The sequence below is a fragment of the Nitrosomonas sp. genome, from assembly GCF_019752415.1.
Classification (GTDB): domain Bacteria; phylum Pseudomonadota; class Gammaproteobacteria; order Burkholderiales; family Nitrosomonadaceae; genus Nitrosomonas.
On record NZ_JAIEME010000052.1, the window covers coordinates 1 to 17,610 of the forward strand.

Consider the following 17,610-nt stretch of genomic DNA (forward strand, 5'->3'; position numbering starts at 1 on the left):
AGGGAAGCGCAAAATACCACGCAACCTTACCCGCCTTCGGACACCGTGCTCGCCTGGCAGGTACGTGCCGCATTGCGGGTTAGCAACTGGGATGAAGTCCTGAAAACTATCAACAGAATGTCGCTAGCCGAGCAGCAGGTCGATACATGGCGTTACTGGAAAGCGCGCGCATTAAAAGCAAAAGGGGAAGCGCTGGACGCGCATAACGTTCTTATTCCGCTCAGCGATGAGCACAGTTTTTATGGTCAATTGGCCAGAGAGGAATTGGGTGCAATGCTCAGCATTGCGGACAAAACTTATCGTGTCAGCAGCGGCGAAGTGTCCGCAATGGACCGGAAACCCGGCATACAACGCGCCCTGGCTTTCTCCCGTATGAATTTACGTACCGAAGCGTACCGTGAATGGAGCTGGACCGTCCGAAATTTTAGCGACCCGGAGTTACTGGCTGCAGCGGAAGTGGCCCGCCGTCATGGTATGTATGACCGTGCGATTAACACCGCAAACCGGACCGTATCGCAGCATGATTTCAGTTTGCGCTTTTTATCACCGCACCGGGAAACACTCAAAAAGGTCTTGCGGCAACACGAACTGGATGAAGCCTGGGTTTATGGCCTGATCCGGCAGGAAAGCCGCTTCATTGCGGATATCAAATCCCATGCCGGGGCAGCAGGGTTGATGCAATTGATGCCCGCCACTGCCGAATGGGTTGCCAAGCAATTGGGCATACAAAATTTCCGCCAGAATATCGTGGTGGATGTGAATACCAATCTGCAACTGGGCACGTATTATCTCAAGCATGTGCTCGGTACGCTGGACAATCAGCCGTTGCTGGCTTCAGCCGCCTATAATGCCGGACCGGGACGAGCCAGGCGCTGGCGCGATAATACCGTACCCCTGGAAGGTGCGATTTATGCTGAGACGATTCCTTTTAATGAAACGCGGGATTACGTCAAAAAAGTCTTGAAGAATTCGATGTATTACGCCAAAGTTCTGGATCACGGAAACGATTCGCCAACGCTTAAGCAGCGTCTGGGCGTTGTTCGGGCAGCGAAATAACGGTTGGTTAAATTCTCATTCATTCAGCGTTAGAGTCAATAGTGAAAACTTATCTGGTAGGCGGTTCCGTGCGCGATGAACTGCTGGGATTGCCCGTCAAAGATCATGATTATGTTGTTGTGGGCGCTTCGCCAGAAGAGATGGAGCGGCAGGGCTATCGTCCGGTCGGCAAGGATTTTCCGGTTTTTTTGCATCCGCAAACGCACGAACAGTACGCATTGGCCCGTACCGAACGAAAAATTTCACTTGGGTATAAAGGATTTGAAGTGTTTGCCTCACCGCAAGTCACTTTGCAGGAAGATTTGGCGCGGCGTGACCTAACCATCAACTCGATCGCCAAGGACGAAGCAGGCAATATCATCGATCCGTTTAACGGCGTTGCGGATCTGGAAGCCGGCATACTGCGCCATGTGAGTCCTGCATTTTCCGAAGATCCGGTGCGTATTCTCAGAGCTGCACGCTTTGCGGCGCGGTTCAGTTTTCATATTGCGCCGGAAACGCTGGCGCTGATGAATGAAATGGTGCATAACGGCGAAGTGGATGCACTGGTTCCGGAGCGTGTCTGGCAAGAGCTCGCGCGCGGACTGATGGAAGATAACCCCTCAAGAATGTTTTATGTGCTGCGCGAATGCGGTGCTCTGGCGCGTATCCTGCCCGAAGTCGACGTGTTGTTTGGTGTTCCGCAACCGGCGCATGCACATCCTGAAATCGATACCGGACTGCACATCATGCTGGCCATCGATCATGCTGCTGAAAAAAATTATTCATTGCCAGTACGTTTTGCAACGCTGACGCATGATTTAGGCAAAGGCACGACACCGCCCGAAGAGTGGCCACGCCATATCGGGCATGAAGCGCGCAGCATTGATTTGACGCGGAATTTATGCGAGCGCATCAAAATTCCCAAGGATGCACGTGACTTGGCGTTACTGGTCGCCCGCTATCACGGTAATGTGCATCGGGCGGAAGAACTCAAGCCATCTACGCTGGTGGATATACTGCAAGCGGTTGATGTTTACCGGAAACCCGAAAGATTCGAAGAGTTTTTGCAAGCCTGTGCGTGTGATTTTCATGGACGGCCCGGCTATGCAGTGAAACCTTATGTTCAGGCGGAACGATTCCAACGGGCCTATGCTGCAGCGAAAAGTGTTGATGCCGGTGCAATTGCGGGGGAATTGAGCCAGAGTCTTGCAGATCCCACAAAATTACCCCTGGCAATTAACACGAAGGTACGCGAGGCGAGAATCGCCAGAATAAAAGCTGAATTAATCTGAGAAAGGCTTCAGAAAAATAACGCCCCGCGTAGTACGCGATGCCGTGAATGAAAACTTATCTTGGACAGTCTCCTAGGCGACGAACTCTATACCACTTTGCTGAAGTCCGACTAGATCGATATTCGTTGCATTGACTTCAGAATTAGCGGCAATTTCCAGCAATTCCGCTTGAGTCAATGATCCGCCACTGCCCTCTAGCAATCCGACATAAAAATCATGTTCCGCAGACGAAGGCGCCGCACCTACTACGTTCTGGAAGACGTTATCCACAAAGTCCCCATTGCTGGGATTGCCCAACACGCCGATCACGAGTTGCGCTACTTGCAACATACTTTGGCCGGAATCGAACAGATTGAGTCCGATACCGACATAATCAGGGTGTTCCTGAATAGTCGGCGCATCGAACGCCGCACCGATGAGTAAAGCCGTGTTGCTGGCTGCTTGTCCGGCATTGAGATCAATCGCGATATTTTTGTCGGCAAAATGGAAGCGTTCGATACCGGTGAGTATATCGTTGCCATCCGGCCCAGAAACGTTGAGAGCGGAGCTTGATCCGAGGATCGAGTAGTCTGCACGATTGCTGGCGTAGAGTGCAGTATCAACACCCAGGCCGCCATTCAGTGTGTCATTACCCTCCGCACCTTCCAACGTATCTTGCCCATCGGCGCCCAGGATAAAATCATCTCCTGACGTCCCTACCAAATTATCCGGATTATCTGTCCCTGAGATCACATTGCTTGGTACAGTGCTGGCGTTACCCGCAAAATTTGCGGGTGAATTGACTCCAGTGGAACTATCCTGGTTAAGTGACAATGTCCCATCAACCGGTAATGCAGCATAAGTAATCGTGCCTCCAATCATTCCGGGGAAGCTCACGGTGCCATTGGTAGTAAACAAAAAACCATTCGGAATGATGTAGTCAGGCGTCACAATGCCCAAGTCTGAAAATCCTTGCGTTGCAACCAGTACCGACTTGCCGTTGGTCACTTCGCTGGGTAGATTGGTGGGGATATTGAAAGTATTGGTGGTGATGCCGTTGCTCGAGGTAATAGTATGTCCAGCCCATTCGTCTTCGCCGTCAGCATCTCCTGCAAACTCGATGAATTGAACAGTTCCATTAGCATTTGAATAGACTTCGTTAATGTGGAATACGTGGAATGTCATTTTTTGCTCCAGTAATGTTTAATTTAAATAATGATCAGAACAGTAAATAATATTTCCAATCGCTATTTATAAATTTATATGTGGAGGCACGCCCAGTCTGTTCGGTAACGAACATTGATAAAGAACTTTGCACGGCCGGAGTCAGTTTCAAATGCGATTAATAACATAATAATGTTTATAATCATATTATTGAGATAATTGATATGAGTTTTTCGGAGTTTGATGTCACCCGCCACACTCGTAAAGGAAACTTCCTCAATCCAATCGATCAATTGATCGATTGTGGGCACCGATAGAAAAAGCAGTTGCCCCGCATTATACACCGGTATCAGATGCCGTAGGCCGTCCGGCCTATCCGGGATTACTGTTATTCAAAATACATTAGCAGGAATCTGTCGCGGTGGCCTCAGCGATGAAGCGATAGAAGACATGGCAAACTCGAATCTGCACGAGATCTTATGTTCAGGTTGAACGATTCTAATGGGCCTGTGCTGGAGCGAAAAGTGTCTATGCTGGCAAGATTGCAACAGAACTCAATCAGAAACTTCTCGATTCTAATGAATTACCCGCTGCAATCCATGCTCAAGTTCGCGCTGGATCTCTACTTCGTCCGTTTAGGAAATGTTCGTACCTGCGGCGGGGAAGTCAGATCAGTTTTGTTAAAGCTGATCAAGAATAATACTGTGTATGCGTTATAAAACGTGTCCGCAATAAACGGTGAAGAGGAGGCTATAAAACGGCCCGATGGCATATCAAAAACATCTAAATGGAATCTGACGTAACCACTCTGTAGATCTGCCTTAAAGAGTGCTAATTCAGGCAATGAAATAGGGATCAGCGAAGCTTGTATAGGAGGAATTCCAAAGAATGTATTACCTACTTCGGAACCCAGAGAATCAATTACAAGATTAACCCGATGAGTCGCATTTTCTGGACCATCCTGAACTGTATATCCCAAAAATCCTAGCCATCCTGCCACTATCCCTTTTGCCATATCTTTGTCGGGCGTCAATCCAGTAACATCTAGTTTAACGATTGCCCCTTTGGGCATCGGTAATGGCAAATCAATCTGTTTAGGCAGACTGCGCGTGATTGCTTCACTAATAAGCAGTTGCTCCGTGGCTGTTCTTGCCGAATTTGTTACCTTTTGTGTTGTTGAGCAAGCGGATAAAAATCCAATAAGCAGGCTTAAAAAAAGCAGAAGGATTGTTTTTTTCATGACAAATATTCCTTATTAATACTTTCCAGGTTTAATTCCTCGCCGCTTGTGGCGGGAGTGCTTTATTTTCATAGTTTGATGGCTTCTCTTCTGCGGCCCCGTGATCTATAGCAAAGCATATTGGGATTGTCAAACTGAATTGATTATGTGTATTCCTGTGACAGATAGAGGCAGTGATACCATAGTCAGGGACTATCTGGGTACGGACTGCGGGAAAAGTTTAGAAAAACTATCTGCGTTGCCGCTGCGGTGTTAAAAACAGGCCAAAAATGCTCATTTATTAAGTATAAACTGCGCTTTCTCGCCTGTTTTTGCGTTGCATCAAGCCAGGAAATCATGCGCGGCATTTCCAGATCTGTTTCCGGGTTACTTCTTTTTCCACTGCCCATCGATCTGAATCCAGGTTCCTGCCGGGACTTTCCGGATAATCTCTGCGGCATACACTTTTCCTACCTGTTCAATGTCTATGCCCTGTGCAGTGGCTTTTTCCTGGTAAATGGTTTTGCGCTTGGCGTTAATTGCATCGACTTCCGCCTGAGCACTCGCGTCTCTTGCTATGACGTAGCCTTCATTGGTTTCACCAATCATACCCGATGCGCGCAGGTTATCGAGCGCGTCAGCCCATGCCGGTGTTGCGCAGAGTGCTAGAGCCAGAAAAATAGTACCGCTGATTCCTGCGAGGGGTTTTTTAACTGTCATTTTTGGAATACGCTGCATAGTGTTCTCCTTTCTCGTTTAATATCAGAAAATGCCGGGGTTGGCCGCGATATCTTTCTTGGCTTCTTCTTCAAGCTTTACCCGAATATCAGCATCCAGCTTAATATTGAGATTAATCGTAATCGGCTCCTGCGGTGTTTCCAGCTTGACTGTCGGTGCGCATGCAGTGATCACCAGGCAGCAAAGGATCAGGATTGCTGTGACGCGTATTGTGTTTGTTATTCGATCAATTTTGCGCATGATTGCACTCCTTTTCTGGTGGATTTCCAAGCCGTTTTCTGGCCGGGAACTGGTAATGAACATAACTGTGCTCTATGGCGATAATATGGTGCAGCCTAACTTAATGACGCCTGAATGCATTGCGCAGAATTTCATGGGATAAATTGTAACCCTGATTAATCGTCTGCAGAATTTTGTCGATATCGCTTTCCAAATTGATATTCAAGCGGAAAACCTGCCCATCTTTAACTGCAGGATTATTCCCCAGCAACGAAAGTTTGGCGATCAAGCCATGTGTTGCCGATTTGTCCAGATCCAGTGACAGCTCGGTGTAATGAAAATCCTGCATAGCTTGCAGTAACAAGTTCATCTCTTCACCCGCGGTGGTTAACAGTTGTGAAGCTTTTGCGGACTGGAAGCGCAAAACACCCGGCGCCTTTGCTGCCACATGGCCTTTTCTTATCATAACCTGATTATCTTCCAAGCGGACCGGAATCTGACCATCCAGATGCCCGCTTCCGGTGAGCCCATCGATTTGAATCAGGTTAAAAAAGGTTCCCAGATCGATGTTGTTCACGTGGACCAGGACATCAGTGTGTGCAGCGGCAGGATTAATGATCGCGGGTGCCAATGACAGGATGCCATCCATCATGGAAAATTGCGCTTTCTCAAGCACGATACGCGGTGGATCCGCGCCTTCGATCTGGTAGGAAACCAGCAGATTTTCTACCGGAATGCCGAAATCAATGCGCCGGATCGTGATGGTCTGCTGCGGCAGGCTGCTGGGCGATACTAAGTTTTCTAGATTGAGCAATGCAGTGAGATCGTCTATTTTGGCGGTTTCATGGGCAAACGATACCTGGCGCAATTCAAACGCGCCGCGACTGCTATGCACGCCCTGATTGGACCAATTGAATTGCGCGCTTGCGCTGATTTGACCGCTCACTGCTTCCAGCCGGGATAAAGCGGGAGAAAGTGCGCTGGGCTGCAAGCGGTCTGGTGAGAAGTTCAGCGGAACCATCTCTGCTTTTAGCATCCCGTTACCGCTATCGGGCGAATGCTTGCCAGTAATTTTTAAATAGCGTAAATCTGGTACGCCGCCTGCAACGTTTAAAGCATACACCGCTGGCTCCCCTTCAGCGGCTTCATTGCGGATGCTTCCGGAAATGGACAGCGCTGCGAACAGCGGCTCGGGTGCCAGATGTTGCAGTTGGCCGATAGCAAAGTCAGCAGCAGTGCCGGTTTCTGGGTCATTCAGATGCAGCGTGGCGGAGATAGCCTGCAATTGTAGTTGAGGTTGGGGTAACAATACCGCCGTATCGTTGAGGGTAAAACGCCCCTGGTACTTCTCTTTGGCATCGAGCGTTCCGGTCAAGGCTATTTTCCCTGGGTGAATCTGAGCCTCAATGGCCGGAGATTTGTCTTGTTCAACCAGCAAGGAGAAATCTGCAGGTATCACAGCGATATCATGTTTGAGTGTCAAGCCCTGCAAATTCTTGACCAGCTCCAGATTGGCTTGGGAAATTGGAAACCTCAAAGGATTCTGGAAGCGAAAAGCAGCGCCGGAGCCAATCTTGCCCAAGGTAATTTGTCCCGGATTGCGCAGTCCAATGCGCCAGCTATCCTGATCGAGAATAACTTGCATCGGTAAGGAAACAGTTATCCGCTGGATATTCAAAGGCTCTCTGGTCAGTTGGCCGCCATCGAGATCCACATCGAGCTGTCCGGACCAGGAATCCGCTAATCCGTGAATATCTCCTTTAACGCTGATTTGATCAATGGCCATGTCAGGCAATATAAATGCTGCTGAGTTTTTACCAGCCGTTTCAGAAACTGGCTTCGCTGACTTTTCTCCAGACAATTTAACTTTGGATAACGCAAACTCAGTGGCAATATGTTGCAGCCGCATAGCCGCAACTGCAAACGTCGCTTCACCTGAGAAACTGGAAATTTTTGCTTCGGGCAAGTTCAGCATGCCTTCTGCAACAGTGACCTTGCCCCGCATGTTCCCCTGCCTATCTAGAGTTGCAGCCAATGTGCCTTTGGTTTGACCGAGTGAACCGGAGGCTATGGCGCTGAAACGTATCGCCTGAGTGTCCGGCTGGTCTTGTTGGATGTCGCTAGACAGCGCAATCGTGGCATTGCCAGCCGTTGAATGAAGGTGAATTGCCGAGTCCTTTAGTGAAAAGTTAGGCAACCAGGGTATGTTGATATCGCTTCCAGTCTTTAACGACATGGTTCGCAGCGAATCCGAATGAGGGCGTTTTTCGTCCAAATCGAGTACCCATTGCAAACCGCTAATCTCAATCGATGCCGGTTTCCCGGAGAGCAGATCCGGCAGTTGCCAATCCACCAGAATTTTGCCAACACGCAATTCCTTGTTTTTACCCGCTGTCAGATCCTGCAAGCGGAAGGTAGTGAGCGAAATATCGAGCGTCGAAATGGATTGCAATGGCAACCCCCGTTTGCTCAATTGGGTACTGATCAGTGTTTCCAGCAGGGGATTGCGGAGTGCATAGAGACTAACTCCAGCAAAAATAATCAGACTGACCAGAGCCAGTAACCCGGATTTTAACCGTTTGCCCATTGGATGAATTGGTAATGGTTGTAATAGCGCATTGATTTCTCGATTAGACTTTACTGATAGGCCCTGATGTGCCGCGACAAGATAGTATAACCTGCCAGTTTTATTTATATCCTTTATGTTTGGGCAATGCCCGGCAAGAATAAATCGCGATCGGACCATTTATCCTTCTATACTATGTCTCTTTTATAATTTTTTATTTCAGACCCTTAACAAATATGGATTTATTGACCCAAGGATTGCTCGGTGCCACGATGGCGCAAGCGGGTGCCAAGCAACAGGAAACGCGACTTGCGACCGGCATTGGTTTTTTTGCCGGAATCGCTGCGGATGCCGATATTTTGATTCAGTCGTCGAATGACCCGTTATTGAATATCGAGTTTCATCGTCATTTCACGCATTCGCTGTTTTTTGTTCCGTTCGGTGCCTTGATTGCAGCACTGCTGCTGTGGCCATTTTTGCGCAAGCGCATGCCCTTTGCCCGTCTGTATCTATTTGCTTTGCTCGGCTATTGTTTGAGCGGCGTGCTGGATGCTTTTACCAGCTATGGTACCAATCTGCTCTGGCCGGTGAGCGATGCGCGCGTGGCGTTTAATATCATTTCGGTGTTGGATCCGGCTTTCACGTTGATCTTACTGGTTGCTGGAGTGATTGCTTTCAGGAAATACAATCACACGGCGGCACGGATTGGATTATTGCTCGCGGCGGTTTACTTATCATTCGGCTGGATGCAACTGCACCGTGCCGAAACCGTCGCGGAAACACTGATCGCGGAAAGAGGGCACCGTGCGGAACAATTGCTGGTCAAGCCAACGCTCGCCAATCTGGTACTGTGGCGTTCCATCTACGAATTTGAAGGCAAACTCTATGTAAATGCGATCCGGGTCGGTTTGTTTTCCGAGCCGCGCATTTATCCGGGAGAATCCGTTGAAAAATTTGTCCTGGAGCGCGACTTGAGCGCATTGCCGCCGTCGTCGGTGCTGGCCAACGATATTGCGCGCTTCAGCCATTTCTCGGCAGGATTGCTCGCGATCCGACCGGAACAACCGAATGTGCTCGTGGATGTGCGTTATTCCAATTTACCGATGACGCTCGCGCCGCTCTGGGGCATTGAAATCAACCCGGAACAACCCGATCAGCATGCGAAATATACGCTTTACCGGGATTCATCCAGCGCAACACGCGAAAAATTTCTAGCATTGCTCTTGGGTGAGCATATTCTAGATCTAGACTGATTGATTCGGCTTGGATTCCTACCCTATGGTTTTTTGGTAACAGCGTCACGTAACACACTTGGGGTATAGTTTTTAACATAGAAGCAAAATGGACAATGCATACGTGAATACGTATGGTGCGCTATTGGGAGGTTTTTATGACAACGTTGAATGTAACTGAAACCAGGGCTAAATTATACAGTTTGATCAATGAAACGGTATCCAGCCATCAGCCTATTTATTAAAGGGAAACGATCAAATGCGGTATTGCTTTCCGAGGAAGATTGGAATGCCATTAATGAAACACTTTATCTGGTTTCCATTCCTGGCATGCGTGAATCGATTAGGGAAGGTTTACAAACCGAGGTTGATGCTTGTAGCAAAGACCTGGATTGGTGATGTGGGTGCTTTACTATGCGCTTCCAGCAAACATGGATGCCAGAAAACTTGCAGTAGTCGGACTGAAGCAGAAGGCACTCGCGTTGCTCAATGTTATTCGTAATGATTCTTATCAAAATCCACCGCCTTATGAAAAATTAGTGGGCGATTTGTCGGGCGCTTATTCTCGTCGCTCGTCGCATCAATATCCAACACAGGCTTGTTTATCAAGTATTCGAAAAAGAAAAATTGTAAAAGTATCGCGGCTGTGGACGCATTATGAATAAAGCATTTTGCGAAGCTGTCTACTTTTTCAAGTTAATAATCCATTTCTGATACAACCGCTCCGCCACTGCATTCAGTGCTGCCACGCGCTCAGGCAGATTCTTTTCAATCTCAGCGATGGACTGCACCGATGGCTCATTCAGGCTGGCGAGTTCTTCCGCGCCGACGCTGCACCAGTCAATGACCAGGCGCTCGGTCATTTCGACGTGGCATTGCATGCCTAAGTGCATGCCCAGCGCAAACGCCTGATTCTCGCAATACGGACTGGACAGGATGCAGGTAGCGCCTTGCGGGATGCTGAATGCTTCGCCGTGCCAGTGAAAAGAATTGAAGGTTGTTAAATCGCCAAACCATGCGCGTGCTACCGGATTGTCCGGCACGCTGACTTCGCCCCAACCCATTTCCTTGACCGGATTGGCGCTGACGGTACCCCCAAAGGCTTTGGCCATGAGCTGGCCACCCAAGCAGTGGCCCAGCACCGGTACATCATCAATATCCGCTTGGCGGATCAGCGTCAGTGAGTTTTCAATCCACGGTAAATCGTCATTGACACTCATCGGCCCGCCCATAAACACCAGGCCGCTGAATTCAGCAATGCTGGTTGGCGGTTTCTCACCGGCGTCTATTTTAATCAGTCGCCAGGGAATATGATTGTTGTCGAGAAATGTGGCAAAATAGCCTGGCCCTTCGATGGGTAAATGTCTAAAAATTGCAACCGGTTTCATAGAATTGTCCTGCCATAATTTTTGAATGATTTAATAACAAATTTTAGCTTGTTTTGCTATAACAGGCCTTCCAAATTCTATTGCGCTCATAACGAATTTCAAAGGCCTGATAAATTCTAACCATTTTTTATGAAACAAAAACCCAAATCAGCCCCCGTAATGTCTTGATTCTCCTTATTTGGAATTAACCAGGAAATGTCAGTAAAGAAACACACATTCGATGATTTGGTGCGTATCGAACAGGTACGCAAGATAGAATCTGCGAAAGCGGAGGATTTATCGTACGCCAGTATTCAGGAGTTGCCGCGGTCTGCCAATGGTGATTTCAATTATGTGGATTTTATCCAGCGATTGAACACGCGCGCCAAGCGGTTGATTCAGGAAAACACGCTGAACGATGCTTTGCAGCAGCCGCACCGGCAATTTATCCGCGCGCGCCGGATTTGCTTGGGGGTTGCCGCCATTCTGGGCGGGCTGGCGGCGAGCCAGGCGGTGGGGGATTATTCGACGCTGAATATTTACTGGCTGCTCGCGGTACTGCTGGGATTTAACTTGATTTCCCTGTTGCTATGGATTTCGGGCATCACCTTGAATCTGCAAAGTTTAAGCAGCGGCATTGTCGCGCAATTGGCCAGTTGGTTGCCTTTCCGGCACAAGAAAGACCCCACGATTGCCTCGCTGGCATCGCACGCCTGGTGGGAGAGCTGTTTAACCGGCGATGTCGGCAAGTGGCGCATCAGCGTTCTCACGCACAAATTCTGGTTAACTTACTTGACCGCTGGCATGGTGTTACTGATATTACTCATGCTGGCCAAACAATATAATTTTATCTGGGGCACCACGTTGCTGCCGGACAGCACGCTGCCCAGACTCACGCAAATTCTCGGTACACCGCTGGAAGCGATGGGATTAAAAATACCGGATGACCCGCAAACCGTCGCCAGCCGGATAGGGGTCAGCAAGCAGGACGCGGAAACCCGAATGGCTTGGGCTACTTTTCTAATCGGTGCGTTACTGGTCTATGGCATATTCCCGCGCCTTTTGGTGCTCGGACTCTCGCTCGTCATGCAAAAATGGAGTGAGCACCGGTTCAAGCTGGATCTTTATTTGCCCTACTATATAGAGCTGCGTCAGCGTTTGATGGCACGTGAAGTAAAAGCCGAGGTCATTGATGCCGATCCGCTGGCTGGCGTCAAACCCGCCGAAGTTACGCTGCCGCCAGCGAATGTCGCCATTCCATCGAATGCGCAGGCTTTTGGTATTGAGCTGGATCAAACAACAAACTGGCCGGAATCAGTAACTTGCCGGTTGAATATCATCGATCAAGAGTCTCATGACGCAGCCATTGCATTGATAAAAAATCTCAATGGCTCATTATTGCTGGGTGTGGCCGCGCATCGTTTGCCCGATCGCGGTGTACAGCGTCTGATCAAGGAACTGGTCGACAGCAGTAATGGAAAACCCTGGTTAATCCTCTTGAGCAAGCCATCGGCCCCGGTTACCAATGCGCGCGAGTTTGCCTGGTTCCGCCTGGCGGAAGCTTGCGGCATTCCCGCAGAACATGTGATTACCCAATAAATTATGATCGTAAAGAATCCCCATCGCCCGCATACCGATGCTTTGCTAAATATTGCCGTCGTCGGGCATACCAATACGGGCAAAACATCATTGATTCGCACCATGCTGCGCAGCACCGAATTTGGCGTTATTGAAGACGGTGCAGGCACCACGCGGCATGTCGAACAGGCGGCGATATCCGCCGACAACGAAGCGATTCTGAATTTGTACGACACGCCCGGTTTGGAAGATTCACGGGCGCTATCCGCACATATCAAAAAGCTGGCTGCAAAATCGAAATTGTTGTCACCGGTGCAGATACTGGAGCATTTCGTGACGCATATTGCCATCAATGATCCGCTCGAGCAGGAAGCAAAAGTCATCCGGCAAGTGTTACGCAGCGATATTCTTCTCTATATCATCGATGTGCGTGAGCCTTTCCTGGAAAAGTACCGCCTGGAACTGGACATACTGACGCAATCGGCCAAACCGATTATTCCGGTGTTTAACTTTATCGCCGGGCATGAGCGGGAATTGGCGAAATGGCGCGAGCATCTGGCAGCTTTTCACATGCATGCGACGCTGGAATTCGATACCGTCGCATTTACTTTCGAAGCGGAGAAGCGGCTGTATCAGAAAATGCAGACTTTGGTGGAATCCCATTACGGCCGGCTGCAGAAGCTGATTGATTACCGTGCCAAGTTATGGAACCAGCTTTGCTTGTCGGGTGCCAAACGGGTTGCTGCGCTGATTGTGAATGTGGCTTGCTATCGCGAGAGCAAATCGACCCAAAATAATCTGATCGCGCATTCACTGCTTGAAGACCGGCTGCATGAATTTGTCCGCAAAGCCGAGCAGCATTGTCTGCGCGATTTGTTATCTATTTTTAATTTTTCGGAAAAAGATGTCGCGATCCAGAAAATTCCAGTTAGCAATGGCCACTGGCAATTGGACATCTTCGCCCCCGGCATACTCAAAGCGTACGGACTCGATGTCGGTAGTGCCGCAGCCAAGGGTGCCGCCGCCGGAGCGGGCATTGATTTGATGGTTGGTGGCATGAGTCTGGGCGCTGCCACTGCATTGGGCGCCATTGCCGGCGCCGGTTGGTCAACCTTCAAGCGCTATGGCGATGAAATTAAAGCAACCGTGAAAGGTACGCAGTGGCAGTGCGCCGACGAAATCACGCTGCAAGTATTGTATCTACGCCAGAAACACCTGCTGAATAAATTAATGCACCGCGGTCATGCCGCGCAGGATACTTTGCATGTGGACAAAGCGGATAGTGAAAAATTACCCGATAACTGGGTCAAACTGACCAGCGCCTTGCGCCAGAATCCCTCTTGGCAAGAGCCTTCCGCCGTTCGTAGCAACAATCCGCAATACCAGGAAATAGAGGCGAAGCTGGTGGGTGCGTTGTTGGATGAAGGCGAAAGTTGATAGTTCTCTCCCTTCTGGTTTGCCCATCCTGATCGGCTCGAAAAATGCCTGCTAATCCATCTGCGTTGTCTGAAAGGGCCTAGTCCTGAGAAACTCTCTTGATTGTATCGCCAGATTTCCCGTGCAGCGTGATTTAAAGTCAACCAAAGCGGATCAGCGACTGATTAACCAATCAGTCAAAATAAGGAACAACTTCTAACATAAAGCTATTTTCCTATTGGAAGACGAAAAACAGAGGAAACCTCATTAGTGAAGCACTATATTTATTCAATCATCTTATTCCTAGTACTTTCTTTGATTCAGATAACCGCCCTGTTCGCAGATGACAAGATTATCCATACGATTGATTTCACCGGTCAGAAAAATGGTAGCGCAATCTCCTGGTTAGAAGAAAAAGGGTTCGAGTTTGAGTTAGACGCAATTGAACTGAACCCAAGGTTTGAGAATAATGCGCTAGTCATTAGTACAAAAGATAAAGTAGCTGGGTTAATCGGCCTTAGGTTTGAACAAAAGAATTTTATCCATAATGTTAAACGAGTAAGTATTGTTTGGGGAGTGACCCGGTATCCGAAAGGAGCTAACTGGGAAAAAGGAAACAACAGGGTGCCAATCGCGGTTATGTTGTCATTTGGAACTAAAAAGCTTTCAAGTGGATTACCTTTGGGAATAAAGGCCGCACCTTATTTCTTAAGCCCATTTATTGGAGAGAAAGAAGAGCTTGATAAAATGTATGCCGGTAGACTTTGGACAGAAGGCGGACGATATTTTTGCGTTATGTCGGGTGATCAATCCGGTAAGACCATTACCACAGACTTTGAAATTGATGAAAGATTTAAAACAACTTTTAATCAAGAAAGTACCCCTCCAATTACCGCTTTTGCTTTCCAACAAAATACTAGCAATACTGAAGGGGGTTCAGAAGCATTTATAAAAACAATTACGTTTATATCGAAGTAGTATAGGTTGACGCCGGTTGAAAATTGACCAGATAATTCACGTACTCCGCTTGAATTTTAAGCAGGGGAACTATAAAGGTGATTACCCTGGTTTTGCATGCAAAGATACGGCCAGATGCTGATCGGATGCTAGTTATCCGATTTTATTAATGCATACTTATTCACAACTTCAAGATCAATTTCTGTGTACGCGCTGACGACAAAATCCGCTTTTTCTAATTTTCCCGGATCATAGGTTGTAGTGATTGCAATGCACAACATCCCGGCGCTTTTTGCTGCGTCAATTCCATGCGGTGCATCTTCAATGACGACGCAGTTTTCCGGCGATGACTGGAGTTGCTGCGCTGCATACAGGAAAATGTCCGGATTGGGCTTGGAACGATAGCCTACTTTATCCAGCGTATAGATTCTTTTTCCAAACAGTGTCGAAAGACTAAGTCGCTGATCCACGCGCTTCAGCAGATCTTTATCCATGGACGTTGCGATACAAGTTTTGTAGCGGTTGCGCACGGATTCGTAGAATTCAAGAAATCCGGAGATGAAGCTGGTTTCATGAATAAAAAGATCCTGCACGATATCTGCACGTTCTTGCGCTAACATTTCGGTATCCCCTGCAAACTGATACGCTTGCTTCATTATTTCAACCCCTTCAGCAAGCGTCCGCCCGGTGAGTAATGGTTTGATCCGTTCCCGGTCATAGACAAAGCCCCTACGCTGCAAAAAGATTTCCTGTCCCTTGTCCCAGATTGCTTCTGTATCAATCACAATGCCTTCCGCATCAAAGATAATCGTATCAATCATGACAGTGCGCTCAAATTAAAACCATCCATGTGAAAACAGCATTTTATTTTTTTAATAGCCCGCCAAGGCTGCTTAATAATTCTTTGAAGGTTTTTTCTTTAATATGGCCATAGACAAGGAGGGCAGCTAACAGCATTACGACAAAAAAGGCAAAGGCCAGAAGACCGAATTTCTCGGTAACCATCAAATAAAAACCAAGCCCGGAGAGCAGGGTTGCAAATCCCATGATGATGATAACCGGGGCGATTTTCCAGCCAGTTAATTCAGACCGGGACTCCGGCGTGCGTGCAGGAAGATCCGGATATTCCGTGCCTGCGTGCTTTTGCAAAACAGCCAAGGCAGGTAATGCTTTTGCTGTGGCCCAGGAAAATAGTCGCGGCCCGTAGAAAGCTCCGGTGTTTTCATCGATCTTGTCTTTAAGGCTATGCATGGCTTCATGCGCCAATGCGCTTTTCTTATCATCCAAATTCTCCGAGCCGAGAAGAAGCCGCATCAACAAGGTATCGGTCATGAACATAAAGCCATAACCGCCGGTTTGCCCATGCGCAATTTTGGTTTGGTCAATTTCCACCCATTCTTCGCGCAACCTGATGGCTTTATCCGGGTTTCGCAGCAGCCATTCGATGGCCTGTTTTTCCTGTTCAGGAAATGGACTTAAATTATTGTTGCGCGCAATTTGCAATACCAGCGCGGCATGGATGGTATGGACGCCTTGCAAGGGACCCGGCGCGCCGAATGAGCCGCGCACTTCATCGCCCCCGTCATTGTAATAAGCACCCACCAAATGTTTCAGACCTTCTGAGATCTGAGTCTGGTAGGCGCCAGGATAGGCATCGTAGGCATCCAACAAAGCTGTCAGCGCAAAACAAATTGGCATCAGTGCATCGGGTTTACCTCGGGCATAACTCCAGCCTTTGGTATTTTCATTTCTGCGCCCAAGCAGCCAGATCAGCGCCAATTGCACCGGGCCTTCGTCGATCCCCTTACCGGCTTTGATGAGCGCCTGAATCGCATAGCAGGTACGCACTAAGTCCGGAATATCGATGGTTTTACCGTCATCCGCGGTTAATTCCCGTGCCCACGAACCGGCATCTTTGCCATCCACTGTTTGATGTTTCAGAAGAAAATCAACCGCACCGCGGATCGAGCTGGTGCCCGCATGACAAACCCCGCTATCGATCAAAGCGATCATCGCCTCGGCAGTATTGAGCACATTGATATGACTGCCGCGACGCTCGCCCCATCCCTTCGATTCACTGTCTTGCTGCTGCTCCAGCCATCGGCCCGCATTTTTGATAATTTCAGTGATTTGAGTCATGCAATCCCCTTCGAAATTTTTTGCCGCCAGAACCGGCACAATGACCGCTCCGAATGTTCATCCGCATGCATGTGGCCATGCGACAAAATGATGCTAAAAAATTAATCTGCAGTATGGCAGGATGTGTCGATGCTGGAAAGTGCATCAGTCGAAGGATGATTTCTTTCGGGAAATGTCCAGATTGTAATGTCTATATTCGCAATTCCCCACATGAATACCCCTTAGTTGAGAATCTTCGACGCCGCCCTCAAAATAGGCGACAAATACCCGCATGGTTTCTTCATGCGCGACTATAAGCAGGGTTTTATCCTGCTGCGCTTTTAACCAATCGATAAAGCGCAAAACACGCTGCTTGTGATCCAGCAGCGACTCGCCGCCATTCACACGCGCCCGGAGCGGATCATGGCTGATCGCTGCGAAATAATCCGATACCGGCTTGCCTTCAAACCCTGAACGAATGTCGGCAAGATCCGCATGCATCACAATCGGCGCGGCGTGATACCGGTTCACGATCTCCGCTGTTTGGCGCGTACGCGGCAGAGGCGAAACGATGATGCGCTCAAATACCACATTGCGCAGCGCCAACGCTGCCGATTGCGCTTGTGCGATGCCTGCCTCCGTTAAATAAAGGCTCTGTAGCAATTAATTGTTGAATTGTTAGTCGAATATGCATCGGAATGTAAAAAGAGGTATACATCATGAAAGC

The 17,610-nt window shown here is 48.6% G+C and carries 16 protein-coding genes and 1 pseudogene; 8 read left to right on the forward strand and 9 right to left on the reverse strand.

From position 1 onward, the window contains the following. Window positions 1–1,056, forward strand: a 1,056-nt coding sequence (locus tag K2P83_RS09270) for a lytic transglycosylase domain-containing protein (protein WP_292928520.1), incomplete at its 5' end; no start/stop codon positions are given. A 41-nt stretch (window positions 1,057–1,097) separates the two neighbouring features. Beyond that, window positions 1,098–2,330 carry a multifunctional CCA addition/repair protein gene (locus tag K2P83_RS09275; RefSeq protein WP_292928522.1) on the forward strand — a complete coding sequence of 411 codons (1,233 nt, stop codon included), beginning with the start codon at window positions 1,098–1,100 and terminating at the stop codon, window positions 2,328–2,330. Between the two features lie 72 nt (window positions 2,331–2,402). On the opposite strand, the gene K2P83_RS09280 is transcribed toward K2P83_RS09275, so the two are convergent. The 5 genes from K2P83_RS09280 to K2P83_RS09300 form a co-directional block, all read right to left on the reverse strand. Next, window positions 2,403–3,494: a calcium-binding protein gene (locus K2P83_RS09280; RefSeq protein ID WP_292928524.1), complete on the reverse strand. Its 1,092-nt coding sequence runs from the start codon at window positions 3,492–3,494 to the stop codon at window positions 2,403–2,405. A 601-nt stretch (window positions 3,495–4,095) separates the two neighbouring features. Then, window positions 4,096–4,713, reverse strand: coding sequence for a hypothetical protein (locus K2P83_RS09285; RefSeq protein ID WP_292928526.1), 618 nt, complete (start codon window positions 4,711–4,713; stop codon window positions 4,096–4,098). A gap of 366 nt (window positions 4,714–5,079) precedes the next feature. Then, a complete protein-coding gene (locus K2P83_RS09290; RefSeq protein WP_292928528.1) occupies window positions 5,080–5,430 on the reverse strand; it encodes a YdbL family protein in 351 nt (116 codons plus the stop codon). Between the two features lie 24 nt (window positions 5,431–5,454). Further along, a complete protein-coding gene (locus K2P83_RS09295) occupies window positions 5,455–5,670 on the reverse strand; it encodes a YnbE family lipoprotein (RefSeq protein ID WP_292928530.1) in 216 nt (71 codons plus the stop codon). A 100-nt stretch (window positions 5,671–5,770) separates the two neighbouring features. Next, window positions 5,771–8,395: a YdbH domain-containing protein gene (locus K2P83_RS09300; protein ID WP_292928532.1), complete on the reverse strand. Its 2,625-nt coding sequence runs from the start codon at window positions 8,393–8,395 to the stop codon at window positions 5,771–5,773. Between the two features lie 56 nt (window positions 8,396–8,451). Between K2P83_RS09300 and K2P83_RS09305 the strand changes: the two genes are divergently transcribed. The 3 genes and pseudogenes from K2P83_RS09305 to K2P83_RS09315 all read left to right on the forward strand — a co-directional run bounded on the left by K2P83_RS09305 (window position 8,452) and on the right by K2P83_RS09315 (window position 10,112). Next, window positions 8,452–9,468, forward strand: coding sequence for a metal-dependent hydrolase (locus K2P83_RS09305; RefSeq protein WP_292928534.1), 1,017 nt, complete (start codon window positions 8,452–8,454; stop codon window positions 9,466–9,468). 137 nt (window positions 9,469–9,605) lie between these two features. Further along, a pseudogene (locus K2P83_RS09310) lies at window positions 9,606–9,846 on the forward strand (type II toxin-antitoxin system Phd/YefM family antitoxin). Continuing rightward, complete coding sequence (locus tag K2P83_RS09315) at window positions 9,846–10,112, forward strand: type II toxin-antitoxin system mRNA interferase toxin, RelE/StbE family (protein ID WP_292928538.1); 267 nt, start codon at window positions 9,846–9,848, stop codon at window positions 10,110–10,112. The pseudogene K2P83_RS09310 and the gene K2P83_RS09315 overlap by 1 nt, the downstream one beginning before the upstream one ends. Window positions 10,113–10,130: 18 nt before the next feature. Here K2P83_RS09315 and K2P83_RS09320 read toward each other — a convergent pair whose 3' ends face one another. Continuing rightward, window positions 10,131–10,835: a type 1 glutamine amidotransferase gene (locus K2P83_RS09320; protein WP_292928540.1), complete on the reverse strand. Its 705-nt coding sequence runs from the start codon at window positions 10,833–10,835 to the stop codon at window positions 10,131–10,133. Window positions 10,836–11,030: 195 nt separating this feature from the next. Between K2P83_RS09320 and K2P83_RS09325 the strand changes: the two genes are divergently transcribed. The 3 genes from K2P83_RS09325 to K2P83_RS09335 all read left to right on the forward strand — a co-directional run bounded on the left by K2P83_RS09325 (window position 11,031) and on the right by K2P83_RS09335 (window position 14,786). After that, a complete protein-coding gene (locus tag K2P83_RS09325) occupies window positions 11,031–12,413 on the forward strand; it encodes a DUF2868 domain-containing protein (RefSeq protein ID WP_292928542.1) in 1,383 nt (460 codons plus the stop codon). A 3-nt stretch (window positions 12,414–12,416) separates the two neighbouring features. Beyond that, a complete protein-coding gene (locus tag K2P83_RS09330; protein WP_292928544.1) occupies window positions 12,417–13,829 on the forward strand; it encodes a GTPase/DUF3482 domain-containing protein in 1,413 nt (470 codons plus the stop codon). A 249-nt stretch (window positions 13,830–14,078) separates the two neighbouring features. Further along, a complete protein-coding gene (locus K2P83_RS09335; RefSeq protein WP_292928546.1) occupies window positions 14,079–14,786 on the forward strand; it encodes a hypothetical protein in 708 nt (235 codons plus the stop codon). Between the two features lie 128 nt (window positions 14,787–14,914). On the opposite strand, the gene K2P83_RS09340 is transcribed toward K2P83_RS09335, so the two are convergent. The 3 genes from K2P83_RS09340 to K2P83_RS09350 all read right to left on the reverse strand — a co-directional run bounded on the left by K2P83_RS09340 (window position 14,915) and on the right by K2P83_RS09350 (window position 17,546). Beyond that, window positions 14,915–15,586, reverse strand: a complete 672-nt coding sequence (locus K2P83_RS09340; protein WP_292928548.1) for an HAD family phosphatase — start codon at window positions 15,584–15,586, stop codon at window positions 14,915–14,917. A gap of 43 nt (window positions 15,587–15,629) precedes the next feature. Then, the gene (locus K2P83_RS09345) at window positions 15,630–16,904 is read right to left on the reverse strand and encodes a prenyltransferase/squalene oxidase repeat-containing protein (RefSeq protein WP_292928550.1); all 1,275 of its coding nucleotides are present in this window, start codon (window positions 16,902–16,904) and stop codon (window positions 15,630–15,632) included. 144 nt (window positions 16,905–17,048) lie between these two features. After that, complete coding sequence (locus K2P83_RS09350) at window positions 17,049–17,546, reverse strand: histidine phosphatase family protein (protein WP_292928552.1); 498 nt, start codon at window positions 17,544–17,546, stop codon at window positions 17,049–17,051. Window positions 17,547–17,610: the final 64 nt, after the last annotated feature.